Origin of the sequence: Pseudomaricurvus sp., assembly GCF_965662505.1 — a bacterium.
Classification (GTDB): domain Bacteria; phylum Pseudomonadota; class Gammaproteobacteria; order Pseudomonadales; family Cellvibrionaceae; genus Pseudomaricurvus.
On record NZ_CBFIHX010000080.1, the window covers coordinates 1 to 17,131 of the forward strand.

Below are 17,131 nucleotides of genomic sequence, written 5' to 3' on the forward strand. Positions count from 1 at the left end.
GACCACGGAAACTGATCGGCAGCTCCTCACGCTCTCCACGCACGATGGCGCTGCTGGAAATCAATAAGGACATAAAGCTGGGAGCCATGACGGTAAAAAACCAGCCCGAAATGATCGATTGGCACACGCTACCCAAAGCCATCACCACGCCTGCTGCGACCATCCAGCGTGCGGATTTAGTGCCCGCACCGAACCACATAAGCCCGATGACGCCCATGCCACTCAAACAACTGGAACACTGGCAATAACGGCTATTACACACAATTTCCAGCTCTACTCACACACAAGGAACTGAAGTGATCGACAACTCGCAAGACGCCAAGACACCGCTGGAACGCTTTCTCAACCTTTTTACCGAAGTCAGATCTGGCGAAGCCATTTCCGCACTGATGCTGGCACTCAATATTTATCTGATTCTATCCGCATACTACGTCCTGAAACCCGTGCGAGAAGCCCTGATTTTGGCGGGAGGTGGCGCAGAAATTAAAAGTTACGCCGCCGCAGGGCAGGCCATGCTACTGCTGTTGGCCGTGCCCTTTTATGGCTGGCTCGCCAGTAAGGTCTCCCGTCGCCTACTGATCAATGGCGTCACCCTGTTTTTTGCAGCCTGCCTACTGCTGTTTTATTTTCTCGCACAGATTGATACACCGCTCGGCGTGGTGTTTTTTCTTTGGGTGGGCATTTTTAACCTGATGGTGCCTGCGCAATTCTGGGCGTTTGCCAATGACATCTACAACCCCGAGGAAGGGGAACGACTGTTTGTCATTGTCGCCTTCGGTGCATCACTCGGTGCCGTCTCCGGCAGTTACCTGGATCACCTGTTGATCGAGTCACTGGGTGTCTATCAAATGATGCTGGTGGCCGCAGGCATTCTGGTGTTCAGCCTGTTGATTACCAATTTCCTCCACAATTCCACCCAACCGGCTCACAGTCATCCACAAAAGAAGGAAGACAATCATACAGCAGCGAAAGAGGAAGACGATCACGCGGAAGAAGAACCCCTCAAAGAAGGTGGCAGTTTTTCCATGGTGTTTAACAATCGCTACCTATTGCTCATTGCTGTGCTGATGCTGTTGCTGAACTGGGTGAATACCACTGGCGAATACATTCTCGGCCGCACGGTTCTTGAAAGTGCCAATCAACTGCTGGCAGACAACCCCTCTTACCCGTTGAGCAAGGAACAAATTATTGGTGAGTTCTACGCGGGTTTCTTCACCGTGGTGAACATTGCCGGCCTGGTACTGCAACTGTTTGTCGTGTCGAGAATACTGAAATTCTTTGGCGTTCGGGTAGCCTTAATGATTCTTCCCATCATCGCACTGGGTGGGTATATCGTCGCGGCCTTCTATCCGGTACTTGCGTATGTACGCTGGGTAAAAACCGCGGAGAATGCCACCGACTACTCGTTGCAGAATACGGTCAGGCAAGTTTTGTTTCTGCCCACAACGAGGGAACAGAAATACAAAGCCAAACAAGCCATTGATACCTTTTTTGTTCGCGCCGGGGATGTGCTATCAGCCGCTCTGGTGTTTGCCGGAACCACTTGGCTGGCACTTTCAACTCAGGGATTTGCGCTGATCAATATTTTGCTGGTGTGCGTGTGGTTGATTATCGCCTTAATGATTGGCAAGCATTACCGCCGACTGGTGCCCCGCGATTCTGAAACGAAAACCCAGGAAGAGTGAAACCTAAACAAGAGGAACCCCAACAATTCATGGGTTTTCGACTAATGTTTATGGGATAACTCTAACGTTTTGTTCCAAGACCCTAATAACACGTACAGACATAACAGGAAAAACCATGCCGCTTCGATGCCTTGCCTTGCTGCTGACGATCACGTTAACCCCAACCCTATCCGCCAGCACTGCTACGGAGCCGCCACCCAAGTCCGTGGCGACCTACCAGCAATGGATCAAGGAGATGAAAGAGGCCTCCAGAGGGCCGTTCGAACGGATTCGCTGGTTCTGCAACGACGGCACAGTGCTTCCCCCAAAGTCTTATGCCTGCGCTTCCCACGGCGGCGGTCGCCAACATGGCGAATGGAATCAACGCACCCTGACCCTTCGTGAGCACGGCTACAAAATTGCGACCTTTCTGGCGGACATGGAGCCGGAAACAACCGTCAATCAACCCGACTTCGCGGATACTTACGGGCAACTGCTGGTTGAGAAATACTTAATCGCTGCCGATGATGGCTGGATTTTGCGCCGCGCACTGTTTTATCGCGGCGCTATTCAGGAAGAAGGCGAGCGGGCTGGCGCCAAAGACCTGCTGCAATACATGGCTGATCATCCTCCCTGGATTGGTACTCACTACCTCAGTTTAAGAACCGGTGTCCGACTGCTGGCTCACGGCGAAGCCACCGCTTCTTCCCAAAAGGTGCGTCAGGAATCCGCGGCACTGTCGTCCAAAGACAAAGGGTTTATGAAATTACGCGCCAAGATACACGGCGCCCCCGATGCCGAGGACGCCCAGCGGGTTCGGGAATACGCCGCACAGGTTTCCGACCCCGCCCTCGCGGAACGCTATCAGAACCTCGCCACCATGATCGACGAGGTCTACCAGGCCGAACCGTTAGCGGAGGAGCTGGCTGCCATCAACGAACACTTCTCCGGTGCGCCCTGGTTGCAAACGTTACTCAACGACGCCAGAAGTGAACTGCAAGTCAGCGACTCGGCATTCCAGCGCTACCAGATTACCGGCCAGCTGCTGGCCGATTTGCGTGACAATCTCCCCCGGGTGAAAACCCGCACTGCTCGCCTGAGAATACTGGATCTTGGACTGGATATTGAAAACGAAAACTTTCGTGCCAGTACCGACCTGCGGGACACGCTTCCCAATCTGACCCGTCATCAGCGGGTGCAGCTGTTAAAGGCGGGCGCTCAGGCGGCCTATGGGGCTGGCCTCATCAAACAGCGGGAACTGCATGCCGCCACCGACAGCCTGGCACAACTGTCCGCTGACAAGGTCGATCTCAGTGTCTACCTGAAAGAACTGCGTTACCTTGGCAGAATTCCGGGCTGGGCCACTCAGAACATGCGGTTTTTCTTCTACGAGGCCATGCAGAAGCTCGCGCAGATCGAACCTCAGGCCATTCTGTTTATTCAGGATCAACTGAGGGGTAGCCCATTGCTGTTTTATTCTCAGGTTTTGGACACACTCTCGCAGGACAGCAACCGGCTGGCCGGCGTCCGACACACCATTTTTGGCAAGAGTGTCGGGGTTGGCTTTAATGCCCTCAATCCCGGCATTGCTAAAGGTGAGCTGCACGCTAATCCGGACATTGAAAACATGGATGCCTTTTCCCCACAGGGTGTGTATCTGTTGCCCGAAACCGTTTCTGATCTGCCCCCCATTGCCGGCATCCTGACTGCAGGCGAAGGCAACCCGCTGTCTCACGTGCAGCTGCTGGCTCGAAATCTGGGCATACCCAACGTCTCGGTCAACGAGGACATGATCCCGCAATTAAGAGCGCACGATGGCGAGCAGATTGTGATGGCGGTCAGCCCCTCGGGATTGGTGGAACTCTCACCCTATGATTCGGAGTGGCAACAGCGCTTTGCGGATAACCAGTCGGCGTCCGGCGTAGTGATTCGTCCCGACATCGACAAGCTCGATCTGTCGGTGCAGGAATTTATCAGTCTGGACGATCTGCGAGCCAAAGACTCTGGACGCACCGTAGGGCCCAAAGCGGCCAAGCTCGGCGAATTGCGCCACAGTTTCCCCAGCGCAGTGGCGCCCGGCGTCGCCATTCCCTTTGGGATTTTTAAAGCCGAAGTGCTGGACAATCCCTACAAAAACTCTGGGCAAAGCATTTATCAGTGGATGGTCGATCAATACCGTTCACTGGAAACCCTGCCGGAAAACTCAGCACAACGAAAAAACCGGACAGAAGATTTCCGCAACGAGCTGTATCAGCTCATCCTCAACACCAAACCCAGCGACCAGTTCCGTTCGCGCCTGGCAACCGCCATGAAAGACACCTTTGGCACGCAGCAAACCGGCGTCTTTGTCCGCTCCGATACCAATGTGGAAGACTTACCCGGTTTTACCGGTGCCGGTCTCAACCTCACGCTGCCCAATGTTGTCGGCTTCGATGCATTGATGCAGGCGATTGCGAGAGTCTGGGCGTCACCGTTTACCGAGCGCGCTTTTGCCTGGCGGCAATCCCACATGGAAAGTCCGGAACACGTGTACACCTCCATTCTGCTGCTGCAAGCCGTACCCTCTGATAAATCCGGTGTGTTAGTGACTCAGGATCTGGATACCGGTGATTTGCAGACCATCTCGGTCGCTGTCAATGAAGGACTGGGCGGCGCGGTTGACGGTCAGGCTGCGGAGTCCCTGCGGATTAATACCCGCGACGGTTCGGTGCGTGTGATGGCGACCGCAACCGCGCCTGAGCGCAGAGTGCTTAACGACAATGGCGGTATTCACAAGCTGCCGTCTTCAGGCGCTGATGCAGTACTGCAGCCGAAAGAAATTGAGCGATTGATCGTCTTCGCCCGCGATGAACTGCCGATAAAATTCCCCACCATCACCGATGATGACGGCAACCCCGCCGCCGCGGATGTAGAATTTGGTTTTCTCAATGGTGAGTTACGGCTGTTTCAGATTCGTCCATTCCTGGAGAGCAAAGGCGCACAGAACAACGCTTACCTCCAGCAGATGGACAAGACCCTTAACTCCACACAAGGCCGGACTGTAAACCTCCAGGAGGTGCCCCAATGAATAACAAAACGCGCGCACGGCTAACGAACTCACAGACAGTATTCTCACGGATAATCCTGATGATGATTGTTTGTGGAGCGCCACTGCCCCTGCAGGCCTACCCACTGGATGGCTACGAGGAAACCGGTATCCGACGCCTTGAGGCTTCACGGCGAGCCACTGAAGGCTTCATTCCCGGCCCCAAACAGCCACCCGGTGCGATGTTGCCTCTGACGGAAGTGGAACCGCGATTACTGAATAAGAAATCACTGACCATTCCCGCAGAAGACCCTGAATTCACCCGTCAGATTACCGAACTGCTCGGCAGTCATAGCCACGCTTACGGCATCGCCGTGCTGGATTTGACCGACCCGGATAATCCTCGCTACGCAGAGCATCGGGAAGACTATAAGCAAAATGTCGGCAGCGTCGGCAAGCTGGTGGTTGCCCTGGCCATCTTTCAGGCTCTGGCGGATAACTGGCCCGATGTGGACGACCGCAAACGTATTTTGAAAACCGCGATGATTACAGCGGACAGTTTCTCTCACTCCGATCACCACACCGTGCGCCTGTTTGATATGGACACCGGCAAGCTCACGCGTCGTCCTTTACAAGACGGTGACACCGCTTCCGTGTACGAATACCTCGACTGGATGGTCTCACCCAGCTCCAACTCCGCAGCGGGCATGCTGATGCGCGATGCCATGTTGATGCGGCAGTTCGGGGATCGCTATCCGGTTTCGGAAGTGGAAATCCACGAGTTTTTCGCCACCACACCGAAAAAGGATCTCACCGCTTTGTTTCGCACCACCTTCTATGAGCCACTGGAGCGCAACGGTTTTGATTTGGCACAGTTCCGTCAAGGCAGTTTTTTTACCCATCAAGGCAAAAGGAATGTCCCCGGCGCGGGCAACAGCTACGCCACTGCTCGTCAGTTGATGCGCTATGGGCTGCTCATGGAACAGGGGGAATTGATCGATGAATTCTCCAGCCGCGAAATCAAGCGTCTGCTCTACGTCACCGAGCGCCGTATACGTTATGCTTCTGCGCCGTCGCTGAACAAGTCAGCGGTCTACTTTAAGTCCGGCTCGCTGTACAGCTGTCAGAAAGAGGAAGGGTTTCACTGTGGCAAGTACAAGGGCAACGTCAAAAACTACATGAACTCATTTGCCATCGTTGAGAGCCCCGCGAAGGAAAGAAAAATGCACTATCTGGTGATGCTGATTTCCAATGTGCTGCGCAAGAACTCCGCTTACGATCATCAGGCGCTGGCCAAGGAAATTCACAAAATCATTGAGGCGGCGCATCCCGAACCTCCACAAACTCCACAAACGATACCATCTCCACAACCACCGGCCGACAAACAACCCTAAGCAAGAGGACAGCTCTAAATAGAAACTGGAAGACAGTTCTAAATAAAAACAGAAAGACAGCTCTGATTAATGATCGATTTTGCCGTCGGCCGAATCCAGCACCAGATCCAGCAGTGGCTCGGCCAGTTGTTGCAGCCACTTGCCACCCTGCGGGTTCTGAACAATCCCTACCATAATCATCCGACGGCCTTTGACTTCCACCAGCGCTACATCAGCGTGATAATCGCGCCAGGTGCCAGACTTCCGATACATCTTCACACCCGACCGCCCGCGCAACCCCGCCACAAACTTGTGTGAGATCGCCGGCTTTGAGAGCGTTTCTTTCATGCTTGCGTAGAACTTGTCATCCACCAGGCGACCAATTTCCAACAGGTAGAAAAAACGCAGGGTCTGATACACCGTAGCGCCGTGTGAGAGATTGTGCAGAGGATCGCGCTGGTAAGCTCCTTTTTTGGCATAGGCCTTTCCAACCCAGAGGCCGCCGTTATAGTCGCTATCGTACAAACGCAACTGCTGTGACTTCAGCAAATCGATGAGGTATTGCCGGCCCACTAAATCCAGCAATTCCGTGGCTGCGGTGTTGCTGGATGAGCGAATCATGCGGGTCATTTTGTCCTTCAGCTCAGGGGTTAGCTGCAGGTCTCCATCCTCGATCCGGTGATAGACACCCAACAAAATGGCGATTTTGGGCAAACTGGCGGCGTACATCATATGATTAGGGTTAATGGCCGCGTAACGCGGATTATCCAGATCCGTAATGTCCACAACCCCCAACGCAAGGGCTTTACTGTTGGCGTACTTCCACAAACCGCGCTGGCGAAGCAGATTCATCAGTCCGGTCTGCAAGGTCTCGTCGGTGTGATGCAGCAGGTATGGCGGATCTCGCCGGCGCATGGTCTGAGTGGCATCACCGGAAGCCGTTTTCTTTGAAACCATTGGCTCCGAAGCCGTTGATCGAGGTGTGATCGACATCACTAAAACCAGCGGCAGCAACCATGACACAACTCTGAATGGACTTAACACTTTGGCGACCCTCAGCTGAAATGAGGCAAACACAGCGCAGAATGACACGCACCGGAATTCACACTCTTCACGATAGTCCCTTTTCCGCAGAAACAAAAGAGAGGCACTTCGGCGACATCACAAGGAGGCAAAACCCCCTCGACTTGGCTATTATGGATCTTCGAACTCGGGGACAAGGATGAGTTATGCCACTGGTTAGCCGAATAACAAACAGCAGCCTCTCGATGAAAATCCTGACAGGGTTAGGATTGGGTATTTTCACCGGATTGTTTTTCGGAGAATACGCTCAAGTACTGGAGCCCCTGGGGGACATTTACATCCGCTTGATGCAAATGACTGTGTTGCCCTATCTGATGACGGCACTGGTGTTGGCTTTCGGCAGCTTATCCCCCTCCAATGCCAAACGCATGGCGGCCAGGGGCGCGATTTTACTGCTGCTCATTTGGGCGTTCACCTGTCTGGTACTGCTGATTGTCCCGTTTACCTTTCCCGATGTGGAGAACGCTTCTTTCTACAGCAGCTCACTGGTCGAGCCTCACCAGCCCCTCTCGCTCACCGAGATCTATTTCACCTCAAATCTGTTTGACTCTCTGTCTCGTAATGTCGTGCCCGCTGTCGTCTTGTTCAGCTGCCTGGTGGGGATCGGTCTGCTTGCTCTCGACGACAAAGAGAATTTACTGAAACCCTTGCGAACCTGGAACCGGGCCATTATCGCCATTACCCGCATGATCATCAGCCTGACACCCATTGGCGTATTTGCGATTTCCGCCGCCGCAGCAGGCACGATGGATTTTGCCATGCTGCAAATGCTGGAGGTCTATTTCATTGCGTTTGCTGTGGCCGCCATTCTGCTGGCATTTATCATCCTGCCGTTAATGGTCACTGCCGTGACCCCATTCAGCTATCGGGAAGTTGTCGGTGTCGCTCATGCGGCATTGCTGACGGCATTTGTCGCCAACAGCGCATTTATCGTATTGCCCATTCTTGCAGACCGCGCCAAAGCATTAATGGAACAACACGGATTGCTGGATGACACGTCCAATTCGACAGCCGAAGTCATGATTCCGGTAATGTTCAACTTTCCCAACGCCGGCAAACTGCTTACCCTGTTGTTCGTCCCGTTCGCGGCATGGCTCAGTGGTGCTCCTATGCCCTTCACTGACTTCCCTACTCTGTTTGCCGCCGGCATTCCCAGTTACTTCGCCAAAGCCCAGATAGCACTGCCTTTTCTGCTGGATATCTTTGGCTTACCCCACGACACTTTTCAGTTGTACATCCCCACCACCATTCTCACCGGCAAATTTGATTCCATGGTCACAGCCATGAACCTTCTGGTGTTTGCCCTGCTGGGGGCTGGTGCCATGGGTGGCTTTCTGGTCTTTAAAGGGAGCCGAATCCTGTTGTCACTGGGCGCCATTATCGCCAGCTGCCTACTCAGCGCACTGGTGATGCAAACGGCCTTCTCGACCTTTTTTAAGTTCGAGTACAACATGGATCAAAAACTGACTCATATGCGCCAGCCCAGCTCCGTGGTCGAGACCATTGTCCACCGAGAGCTTGAAACGGTTTCGCCAACACCCGAACACCACCTAACCTCACACGAGCCCCTGACCAGCAAAGACCACTCTCACCCCAACTTGCTGGAGAGAGTTCTAAGCCGCGGTACGCTGCGAATAGGTTACGACCCACACAACCTGCCCATGAGTTTTATCAATGCTTATGATGAGCTCGTTGGTTTTGATGTTGAAATGGGACAACACCTGGCGGCCGCCCTGGGCGTCAAAGCCGAATTTGTCCCCATTCACTGGCCAACCATGCCCGACATGCTGGAAAACGGCGCAATCGACATTATGCCAGGCGTCTGGTATCGCCCTTACTGGTTCAACCAAGTCAAACTCTCCGAACCTTATTTACTCGGTACCGTCGGCTTGGCCGTCAAAGACGATCAGCGCAATGAATTCAGCACGCTGAAAAAAATTCGCCGGCACGAACAACTGACGATTGGCATCCCCCTCAATCATCAACAAATGATTAACAGCATGGATCGCTACTTCGGCGGAATGAATGTGGAATACGTCACGCTCGAGTTCTGGCAGCCCTTCTTCGAAGGTGAACACCCGGAACTGGACGCTTTCCTGATGCCGATGGAAAACGCCTCAGCCTGGACCCTGCTACATCCGGAATACACCGTCGTCGCCCCCAAACCCAACCCCGTTAAGCTGTCATCGTCATTCGGATTGCCGCTGTACGATACCGCCTTCGGCGAGAGGGTTAACGAGTGGGTGACCTTTGCCATCAACGCCGGCATTGTCGAACAGTCTTACTATTACTGGATTGAAGGCAAGGGAGCGGAGAGCACCAAACCGCGGTGGTCTATTGTGCGGGATGTCTTACATTGGGTGGAGTAAGTCGGCTGGGAAAGCCCAGCCCAGACTTAAATGATGGCCATCTCCATCTTACGGGCTGACGATACCCCAGCCTCTTTATCTGAGAATGACTTTTCGTCGACAACCTTGAGTCCCAGACGCTCATACAGCGCTTGGCCTCTGGGGTTTTCGGTGGAAACGTCCAGACCAAACACACGAAAACCTTCTGCTTTCGCACGTGCCAGAGCGGACTGAATCATTTGCGAACCCACTCCCTGACTGCGCACGGAGGGTGACACACCAAAATTGGACAAGTACACCTCACCCTCACGAGGCGGTTTCATCACACTGCCCGCATGACTCGAGCGGAGCAATACTGGCATAACGTTTTCTTCACCAAAAAACGCCGTCATATTCGCCACGCTTCCTTCAATCAATTCCGGATAACGATCTGCACCGTAAAAGCATCCTGCGCCGACGACCTCTTCATCTTCAGCTACGGCAACGGTGACATTACGGTATCCGGCCAGTCCCTGACCGGAAGCAAATTCGTAACGTAAATACTCCAGAGCCTTGTCGCCGTACAGATAGTCGTAAACATCCGTACCGGAACTGTAAATGAGCTCTGCTATCGCCCCTTTGTCATCTGGCTTGGCTTTGCGTACTGCTGGTTTGGCTTTGCGTACTGTAAGTGCCACGAAATCCTCCATTATCCCGCTATCATTTCATTCTGTTTCACCGGGCTGACGAATCACCCTGTCTAACACAGAGTCTGCAATATACAAGAATGGCTGGCCAGTACACCACCAGCCATTCATTCAACAGAGAGGAAGCTGGGGTTCTGGCAAGTCAATGAGGATGAGGGGAAATAACGCACGTCGAAACTTTCACTGCGAGCCAACTTTCGAGAGAAGACCGCTGAAACGAAAAAAGGCCGACAATCTTAAACAGATTATCGACCTTTTTTGAAGAAATTGACTTTAAAATCAATCCCTTAAGTATGGTGCCCAGGGGCGGACTTGAACCGCCACGCCCTTGCGAGCACTAGCACCTGAAGCTAGCGTGTCTACCAATTTCACCACCTGGGCTTAACAGGCTGTGCCTGTTGAGGAGGCGCATATTAGTGACCTCAGGGTAGCTTGTCAATCATCAGGCTGTACTTTTTTCAGAATTTTATCTTCCGCCGGCTATTGCCCCCATGTTGGATCACTGGCGCTGTACGTCCATCGCAGCGGCAGGCATGGACTTCACCGATTACCACCGATAGAATACCGAACTATCATTCAACTTTAACGCTTTATCATTGATCACTTGGGTGCCCTATGACGTCACAGCGCTGCAACTCCTATTACACCGCCAGCATCAATCAGGAAACAGACTATCCACAACTGGAGGGGGAAGTGCGCGTCGATGTCGCCATTATTGGTGGCGGTTTCACCGGGGTGGCCACAGCGGTAGAGCTGGCCGAGAAGGGTTTGAAGGTCGCCATCATTGAAGCCAACAAGATTGGTTGGGGCGCTACCGGACGCAATGGCGGTCAGGTCACAGGCAGTTTGTCTGGCGATCAGGCCATGACCAAACAACTGCGCAAGACCTGGGCTGGCGATGCGGAAGAGTTTGTCTGGAATATGCGCTGGCGCGGCCACGACATTATTAAGAAGCGGGTGGAAAAGTACGGCATCCATTGTGATCTGAAGCATGGACACTTGCAGGCGGCCTATAAGCCTTCACACATGGCAGAACTGGAAGCCATGCACGAGGAAGCCAGCCGTCGCGGCATGGGCGACGACGTCCAACTGCTCTCAAAAGCGGATATCCCCGACTATCTGGAAAGCCCGATTTACCACGGCGGACTGCTGAATACCCGCAATATGCACCTGCATTCGCTGAATCTGTGCATCGGCGAAGCCAGAGCCGCGGAATCCATGGGTGCGTTGATTTTCGAGAACTCACCCGTGGAAGACATCATTCATGGCGATACGCCTGCAGTGGTAACCGCCAAAGGGCGGGTAACCGCCAACTCCGTATTGTTGGCTGGTAACGCCTACCATAAGCTGGCTCGCAAGAAATTGATGGGCACGATTTTCCCCGCCTCACTGGGGAATCTGGTGACCAAGCCTTTGGGCGAAGAGGTAGCCAACGCCATCAACCCGAAAGATCTGGCGGTGTACGACTGTCGTTTTGTGCTGGACTATTACCGACTGACCGCCGACAAGCGACTGATGTTTGGTGGCGGCACCAACTATTCCGGTCGCGACTCCAAGAGCGTGGCCAATGAATTGCGCCCTGCCATCGAAAAGACGTTTCCCCGTCTGAAAGGTGTGGAAATCGAATACGAGTGGACTGGCATGGCAGGCATCGTCATCAACCGCATCCCGCAACTGGGTAAGCTGTCAGATCACGTGTTTTATTGTCAGGGCTACTCCGGCCACGGGGTCGCCACCACTCATATCATGGGTGAGATTATGGCCAATGCCATCAGCGGATCGCTGACCGAGTTTGATGCCTTTGCCAATATGAACCACATCCGCATTCCACTGAATGAGTGGTTTGGCAATCAGGCGCTGGCGGCGGGTATGTGGTATTACAAGATGCTGGAGAAGCTGCGCTAATCCGCTTCCCAGCCGATACACACCCATCAAAAAAGCCAGCGGATAATCGCTGGCTTTTTTGTTTCGACGAGAGAGTGGACTGGATTAAACGCCCATCACACTCAGCAGTTCATCGCGCTTTTCTTCCATCAAACCGTAGTTACCACGTGTTTCCACATTCAAACGAACCACCGGCTCGGTGTTGGACATTCGCAAGTTAAAACGCCAATCGCCAAAGCTCATGCTCAGGCCATCGGTGTAGTCCACCGCCGAGGCGCTGTCTTTGTAGTGAGCTTCCACAGCTGCCAACGCTGCTTTGGGATCTTCGATCTTGTTGTTGATTTCACCGCTGCAGGGAAACAACTCGATGCACTCATCCACCAACTCCGCCAGACTCTTGCCGGTACGGCTCATCAACTCGGTCACCAGTAGCCACGGAATCATACCGCTGTCGCAGTAAGCGAAATCCCGGAAGTAATGGTGCGCACTCATTTCACCGCCATACACCGCATCTTCAGAACGCATGCGCTCTTTGATGAAAGCGTGACCGGTTTTGCTCTGAATGGCAACGCCACCCATCTTTTCGCAAATGGCTTCTGTGTTCCAGGTGAGGCGAGGGTCGTGCACGATTTTTGAACCCGGGTTTTTCAGCAGGAAGGTTTCGGCCAGTAAACCAACCAGATAGTACCCTTCGATAAAACGACCAGTGGAATCAAAAAAGAAACAGCGGTCAAAATCGCCATCCCAGGCAATGCCCAGATCAGCACCATGCTCTTTAATCGCAGCTTCAGTGGGTGGCCGATTTTCTTCCAGTAACGGATTCGGTACGCCGTGCGGGAAATTACCATCCGGCTCGTGATGCACTTTGATAAATTCAAACGGCAAAAAAGACTCAATGGCGTCGATCGCCAGACCCGCACCACCGTTACCGGCATTGACCACAACTTTTAGCGGCTTGAGCTTGTCCTTTTCAACATAACCCAACAGGTGCTCAATGTAAGGCGCGCGATTATCCAGATGCTCCAGCGTGCCTCGCTGACCCACCGGCGCAAAATCATTGGCCTCGGCCATTGCCTTGATGTCATTGAGACCGGTATCACCACTGATGGGGCGAGAGCCCTTCTTCACCAGCTTCATACCGTTGTAATCTTTTGGGTTGTGACTGGCGGTCACACAAATGCCACCGTCTACGCCCAAATGAAAAGTCGCGAAGTAAATTTCTTCGGTGCCACACTGGCCAATATGGATCACATCCACACCGGCATCCATCAACCCCCTAGCCAGCGCATCCGTTAACTCGGCACTGGAGAGACGAATATCGTGACCAATCACAACTTTTTCGGGTTTCAAAAACTCTGCGTAGGCGCGGCCCACACGGTAGACCACATCGTCGTTCAGCTCGTCCGGCAAACGACCGCGAATGTCGTAAGCTTTAAAGCAGGTAAGTTCCGTCATGCTCGATCCTTAAACGTCTTGATCATCGTTGACTGTATTTTAGAAAACCGAATAGTGTGTGGCCATGTTTCAGACCACACGCGGCATCTTTCCCTGTATGTTTACTTTCTTGAAAATATTACGCGCCAGGCTTTTACTTGGTTTTGCAATTACTTGGCTTTGTAAATATTTTCGTAGACATGGTTGGTGGCTTCAACAAAGCCTTCAACACTACCGCAATCGAAGCGACGGCCTTTAAATTTGTAAGCCAGAACACAGCCGTTCTTTGCCTGAGTCAGCAAGGCATCGGTGATTTGCACTTCCCCGTTTTTGCCTGGAGGCGTGTCTTCAATGATGTCGAAAATATCGGGTGTCAGAATGTAACGACCGATGATCGCCAGATTACTGGGTGCATCTTCCAGTGCAGGTTTTTCCACCATACCGGTCACTTGGAACAAACCGTCTTTGATCTGTTCACCTTCGATCACACCAAATTTGTGAATCAAATCATCAGGCACTTCCTGAATCGCCACAATGCTACAGCGAAACTGTTTAAACAATTTAACCATTTGTGCCATAACGCCCTCGCCGTCCTCAGCGGGCAGACAAAGGTCATCCGACAACACCACACCAAACGGCTCATCACCGATCAGTCGTTTGCCGTTGAGGATCGCATCCCCAAGACCACGCATTTCTACCTGACGAGTAAAAGAGAAAGCGGCTTTGTCCATTACTTCGCGAATACTGGTCAGGTATTCTTCTTTATCACTACCGGAAATTTGATGCTCCAGCTCATAATTGACGTCAAAATGATCTTCGATGGAGCGTTTCCCACGACCAGTCACCATACCGATATCAACCAGACCAGCCTGAATAGCTTCTTCTACGCCATACTGGACAAGAGGCTTGTTAACGATAGGGAGAATTTCTTTGGGCATGGATTTGGTAGCGGGAAGGAATCGGGTGCCGTAGCCGGCGACCGGGAAAAGGCATTTCTGAATCATAAAGTCATATCCTTGCATTAAAATAGCGCATTCTTGCTTCATTGAAGAATCAACCAAGAATACTACACTTAGATTGCAAATTGCTGGCCAACGCTGATCCATTTCACAGGACGTGAAATATTCTCCACATTCTTGAGACTCTTGGCGATTTTCAGGAAGGGGCATGGCCAAAATACCCACCCACAGATGACCAGTCAGTCTAGACATGCCCCCAGCAACCGGTAGAATGGGCTCCCTTTGTGGTTGCGAATCGTCAACCACCTGTTTTTCGAACGTAGAGCCAAAACCTTATGATGGATGTATCCAACAGAAAGAACGCTTATACCCGCGATGACCTGCTGGAATGTGGCGATGGCCGCATGTTCGGGCCCGGAAACGCACAGCTGCCTATCCCCAACATGTTGATGCTCGACCGTATTACCAGCATCACCGTGGACGGTGGCGAATTCGGCAAAGGTGAGATCGTTGCCGAGCTGGACATCAACCCTGACCTTTGGTTCTTCGAATGCCACTTCCCCGGTGACCCGGTGATGCCTGGCTGTCTCGGTCTGGATGCCATGTGGCAACTGGTTGGCTTCTTCCTTGCCTGGAAAGGCAACGAAGGCAAAGGCCGCGCGCTGGGTTCCGGTGAAGTGAAGTTTACCGGTCAGGTTTTACCCACAGCCAAAAAAGTCACCTATCGCATCACCCTCAAGCGCGTCATTGAGCGCAAACTGATCATGGGCATTGCTGACGGCAGCGTGAGCGTGGATGGCAGAGAAATCTACACCGCTAAAGATCTGCGTGTCGGCTTATTTCAAGACACGGATAGCTTTTAAGATTTTCTGGTCTTAACTATATTCATTGCTCTTTAACGGCGATCAGTTACCGTGAAAAGAGAAACAGTGGCACAGCATTTAGAGGAAGCTTATGAAACGCGTTGTGGTTACTGGCATGGGCATTGTGTCCTGCCTGGGTAACGATAAAGAGACTGTTCTGGACTCCCTGAAAGAGGGGCGCTCCGGCATCAAATTCCAACCGGAATACCAGGAGATGGGCTTTCGCAGCCATGTTGCCGGCAGTATCGATATCGACCTGAAAGAAAAAATCGACCGCAAAACCCTCCGTTTTATGGGCGAAGCGGCAGCCTATTCTTATATTTCCATGGAACAGGCCATTGCCGATGCAGGCCTGACCGAAGAGCAGGTTTCCAGCGAGCGCGCCGGTATCATTATGGGTTCCGGAGGCGCGTCCTCCAAAAACCTGGTGGAAGCCGCTGACATCCTGCGGGAGAAAGGCCTCAAGCGTGTAGGGCCTTACCGTGTCACCCAGACCATGAGCAGCACCACCTCTGCCTGTTTGGCAACGCCGTTCAAAATCAAGGGCGTTAACTACACCATCTCCTCCGCCTGCGCCACCAGTGCTCACTGTATTGGTAACGCCATGGAGCTGATCCAACTGGGCAAACAGGATGTCGTGTTTGCCGGTGGCGGTGAAGAAGAACACTGGAGCCTGACCGCTCTGTTCGACGCCATGGGTGCCCTGTCCACCAAGTACAATGATTCTCCCGACAAAGCATCCCGCGCCTATGACGCCGACCGTGACGGCTTCGTCATTGCTGGCGGCGGCGGCTGTCTGGTGATCGAAGAACTGGAACACGCCAAGGCCCGCGGCGCGAAAATCTACGCTGAACTGGTTGGCTACGGCGCCACCTCCGACGGCTACGATATGGTTGCTCCATCCGGCGAAGGCGCTGCGCGCTGCATGCGTCAGGCACTGCAAAACGTCGAGGGTGATCTGGACTACATTAACTCTCACGGCACCAGCACCCCGGTGGGCGATCTGGCTGAGCTTAACGCCATTGCTGAGGTCTTCCCTGAGACAACTCCCGCAATCAGCTCCACCAAGTCTCTGACGGGTCACTCTCTCGGTGCTACCGGCGTTCAGGAAGCCATCTACAGCCTGCTGATGATGGAGAACAACTTCATCTGCGCATCCGCCAACGTGGAAAACCTGGACGAGAAAGCCCAGGGCATGAACATCGTTACCCAGCGTCAGGACGATAAGACCCTCAGTCGTATCATGTCCAACAGCTTCGGCTTTGGCGGCACCAACGCCAGCCTGGTGTTCCAGCGCTACGAAGACTGACCTTCGACGCAAACACCCAACAAAAAGCCCGGCGCCTTGCCGGGCTTTTTCGTTTTACCACCCCTCCAAACACCTCATTACAAAGCATGAAGTCTCCCCTAAAGCTTCCAGAGAAGCGCTCAAACTGAGAACCTCGTCCCAACCCCTGAATTGATTTCCGCGGATGGGTGACGCTACTCTACGGGCTGCCCGACAAGGATGCTCGGGTATTATTCCAGCGCTGACCCTTATCACCGATTCTCTCGAGTCGATCTTTTCATCCGTCAGTGCTACCCAACATCAACAGGTATGGAGACCGTTGTGATGCCCCCGACTTATGCCCTGCGAGAAGAGACTGCCTCTTACAAACAAGACGCCACCACCCCCACCGTGCACCAACTGCTGCTCTATACTCCAGTGCGGAGTATCGACAACATTCTGCTGGCGGAAGAATTGCAGCGCGAACTGGAACTGACATGCCAGCTCACCAGCAATCCCCAGTCACTCTCCGGATCGCCCAGCGA

The 17,131-nt window shown here is 53.1% G+C and carries 13 protein-coding genes and 1 tRNA gene; 9 read left to right on the forward strand and 5 right to left on the reverse strand.

All coding sequences use genetic code 11. The features are described from left to right. From ACTG33_RS11570 to ACTG33_RS11585, 4 genes are all read left to right on the forward strand, one after another. Positions 1-248 (forward strand): hypothetical protein (locus ACTG33_RS11570; protein ID WP_439135373.1); only part of this gene is annotated, 248 nt, incomplete at its 5' end. A 48-nt stretch (positions 249-296) separates the two neighbouring features. Then, entirely contained in the window at positions 297-1,685 is a 1,389-nt protein-coding gene (locus ACTG33_RS11575) for an NTP/NDP exchange transporter (RefSeq protein WP_439135374.1), read from the forward strand. 115 nt (positions 1,686-1,800) lie between these two features. Continuing rightward, positions 1,801-4,731 (forward strand): PEP/pyruvate-binding domain-containing protein, encoded by a 2,931-nt coding sequence (locus ACTG33_RS11580; protein WP_439135375.1) that lies wholly within the window; start codon positions 1,801-1,803, stop codon positions 4,729-4,731. A gap of 59 nt (positions 4,732-4,790) precedes the next feature. Then, the gene (locus ACTG33_RS11585; protein ID WP_439135376.1) at positions 4,791-6,083 is read left to right on the forward strand and encodes a serine hydrolase; all 1,293 of its coding nucleotides are present in this window, start codon (positions 4,791-4,793) and stop codon (positions 6,081-6,083) included. A gap of 66 nt (positions 6,084-6,149) precedes the next feature. Here the strand turns inward: ACTG33_RS11585 and ACTG33_RS11590 are convergent, their stop codons facing one another. Then, entirely contained in the window at positions 6,150-7,055 is a 906-nt protein-coding gene (locus ACTG33_RS11590) for a serine hydrolase (RefSeq protein ID WP_439135377.1), read from the reverse strand. A 275-nt stretch (positions 7,056-7,330) separates the two neighbouring features. On the opposite strand from ACTG33_RS11590, the gene ACTG33_RS11595 reads away from it, so the two are divergent. Continuing rightward, positions 7,331-9,514, forward strand: a complete 2,184-nt coding sequence (locus ACTG33_RS11595) for a cation:dicarboxylate symporter family transporter (RefSeq protein ID WP_439135378.1) — start codon at positions 7,331-7,333, stop codon at positions 9,512-9,514. Positions 9,515-9,540: 26 nt separating this feature from the next. On the opposite strand, the gene ACTG33_RS11600 is transcribed toward ACTG33_RS11595, so the two are convergent. Then, positions 9,541-10,170: a GNAT family N-acetyltransferase gene (locus ACTG33_RS11600; RefSeq protein ID WP_439135380.1), complete on the reverse strand. Its 630-nt coding sequence runs from the start codon at positions 10,168-10,170 to the stop codon at positions 9,541-9,543. A gap of 303 nt (positions 10,171-10,473) precedes the next feature. Further along, a tRNA-Leu gene (locus tag ACTG33_RS11605) sits at positions 10,474-10,560 on the reverse strand. A 234-nt stretch (positions 10,561-10,794) separates the two neighbouring features. Between ACTG33_RS11605 and ACTG33_RS11610 the strand changes: the two genes are divergently transcribed. Continuing rightward, positions 10,795-12,084 (forward strand): NAD(P)/FAD-dependent oxidoreductase, encoded by a 1,290-nt coding sequence (locus ACTG33_RS11610; protein ID WP_439135381.1) that lies wholly within the window; start codon positions 10,795-10,797, stop codon positions 12,082-12,084. A gap of 84 nt (positions 12,085-12,168) precedes the next feature. Here the strand turns inward: ACTG33_RS11610 and ACTG33_RS11615 are convergent, their stop codons facing one another. Together ACTG33_RS11615 and galU are read right to left on the reverse strand one after the other, a co-directional pair. Further along, positions 12,169-13,518: a phosphomannomutase gene (locus tag ACTG33_RS11615; RefSeq protein WP_439135382.1), complete on the reverse strand. Its 1,350-nt coding sequence runs from the start codon at positions 13,516-13,518 to the stop codon at positions 12,169-12,171. Positions 13,519-13,667: 149 nt separating this feature from the next. Next, a complete protein-coding gene (gene galU, locus ACTG33_RS11620) occupies positions 13,668-14,501 on the reverse strand; it encodes a UTP--glucose-1-phosphate uridylyltransferase GalU (protein ID WP_439135383.1) in 834 nt (277 codons plus the stop codon). Between the two features lie 293 nt (positions 14,502-14,794). Here galU and fabA point away from each other — a divergent pair, with 293 nt between their 5' ends. The 3 genes from fabA to ACTG33_RS11635 form a co-directional block, all read left to right on the forward strand. After that, positions 14,795-15,319 (forward strand): 3-hydroxyacyl-[acyl-carrier-protein] dehydratase FabA, encoded by a 525-nt coding sequence (gene fabA, locus ACTG33_RS11625; RefSeq protein ID WP_439135386.1) that lies wholly within the window; start codon positions 14,795-14,797, stop codon positions 15,317-15,319. Positions 15,320-15,410: 91 nt separating this feature from the next. Beyond that, positions 15,411-16,628 (forward strand): beta-ketoacyl-ACP synthase I, encoded by a 1,218-nt coding sequence (gene fabB, locus ACTG33_RS11630; protein WP_439135384.1) that lies wholly within the window; start codon positions 15,411-15,413, stop codon positions 16,626-16,628. A 303-nt stretch (positions 16,629-16,931) separates the two neighbouring features. After that, positions 16,932-17,131, forward strand: a 200-nt coding sequence (locus tag ACTG33_RS11635) for a hypothetical protein (RefSeq protein WP_439135385.1), incomplete at its 3' end; no start/stop codon positions are given.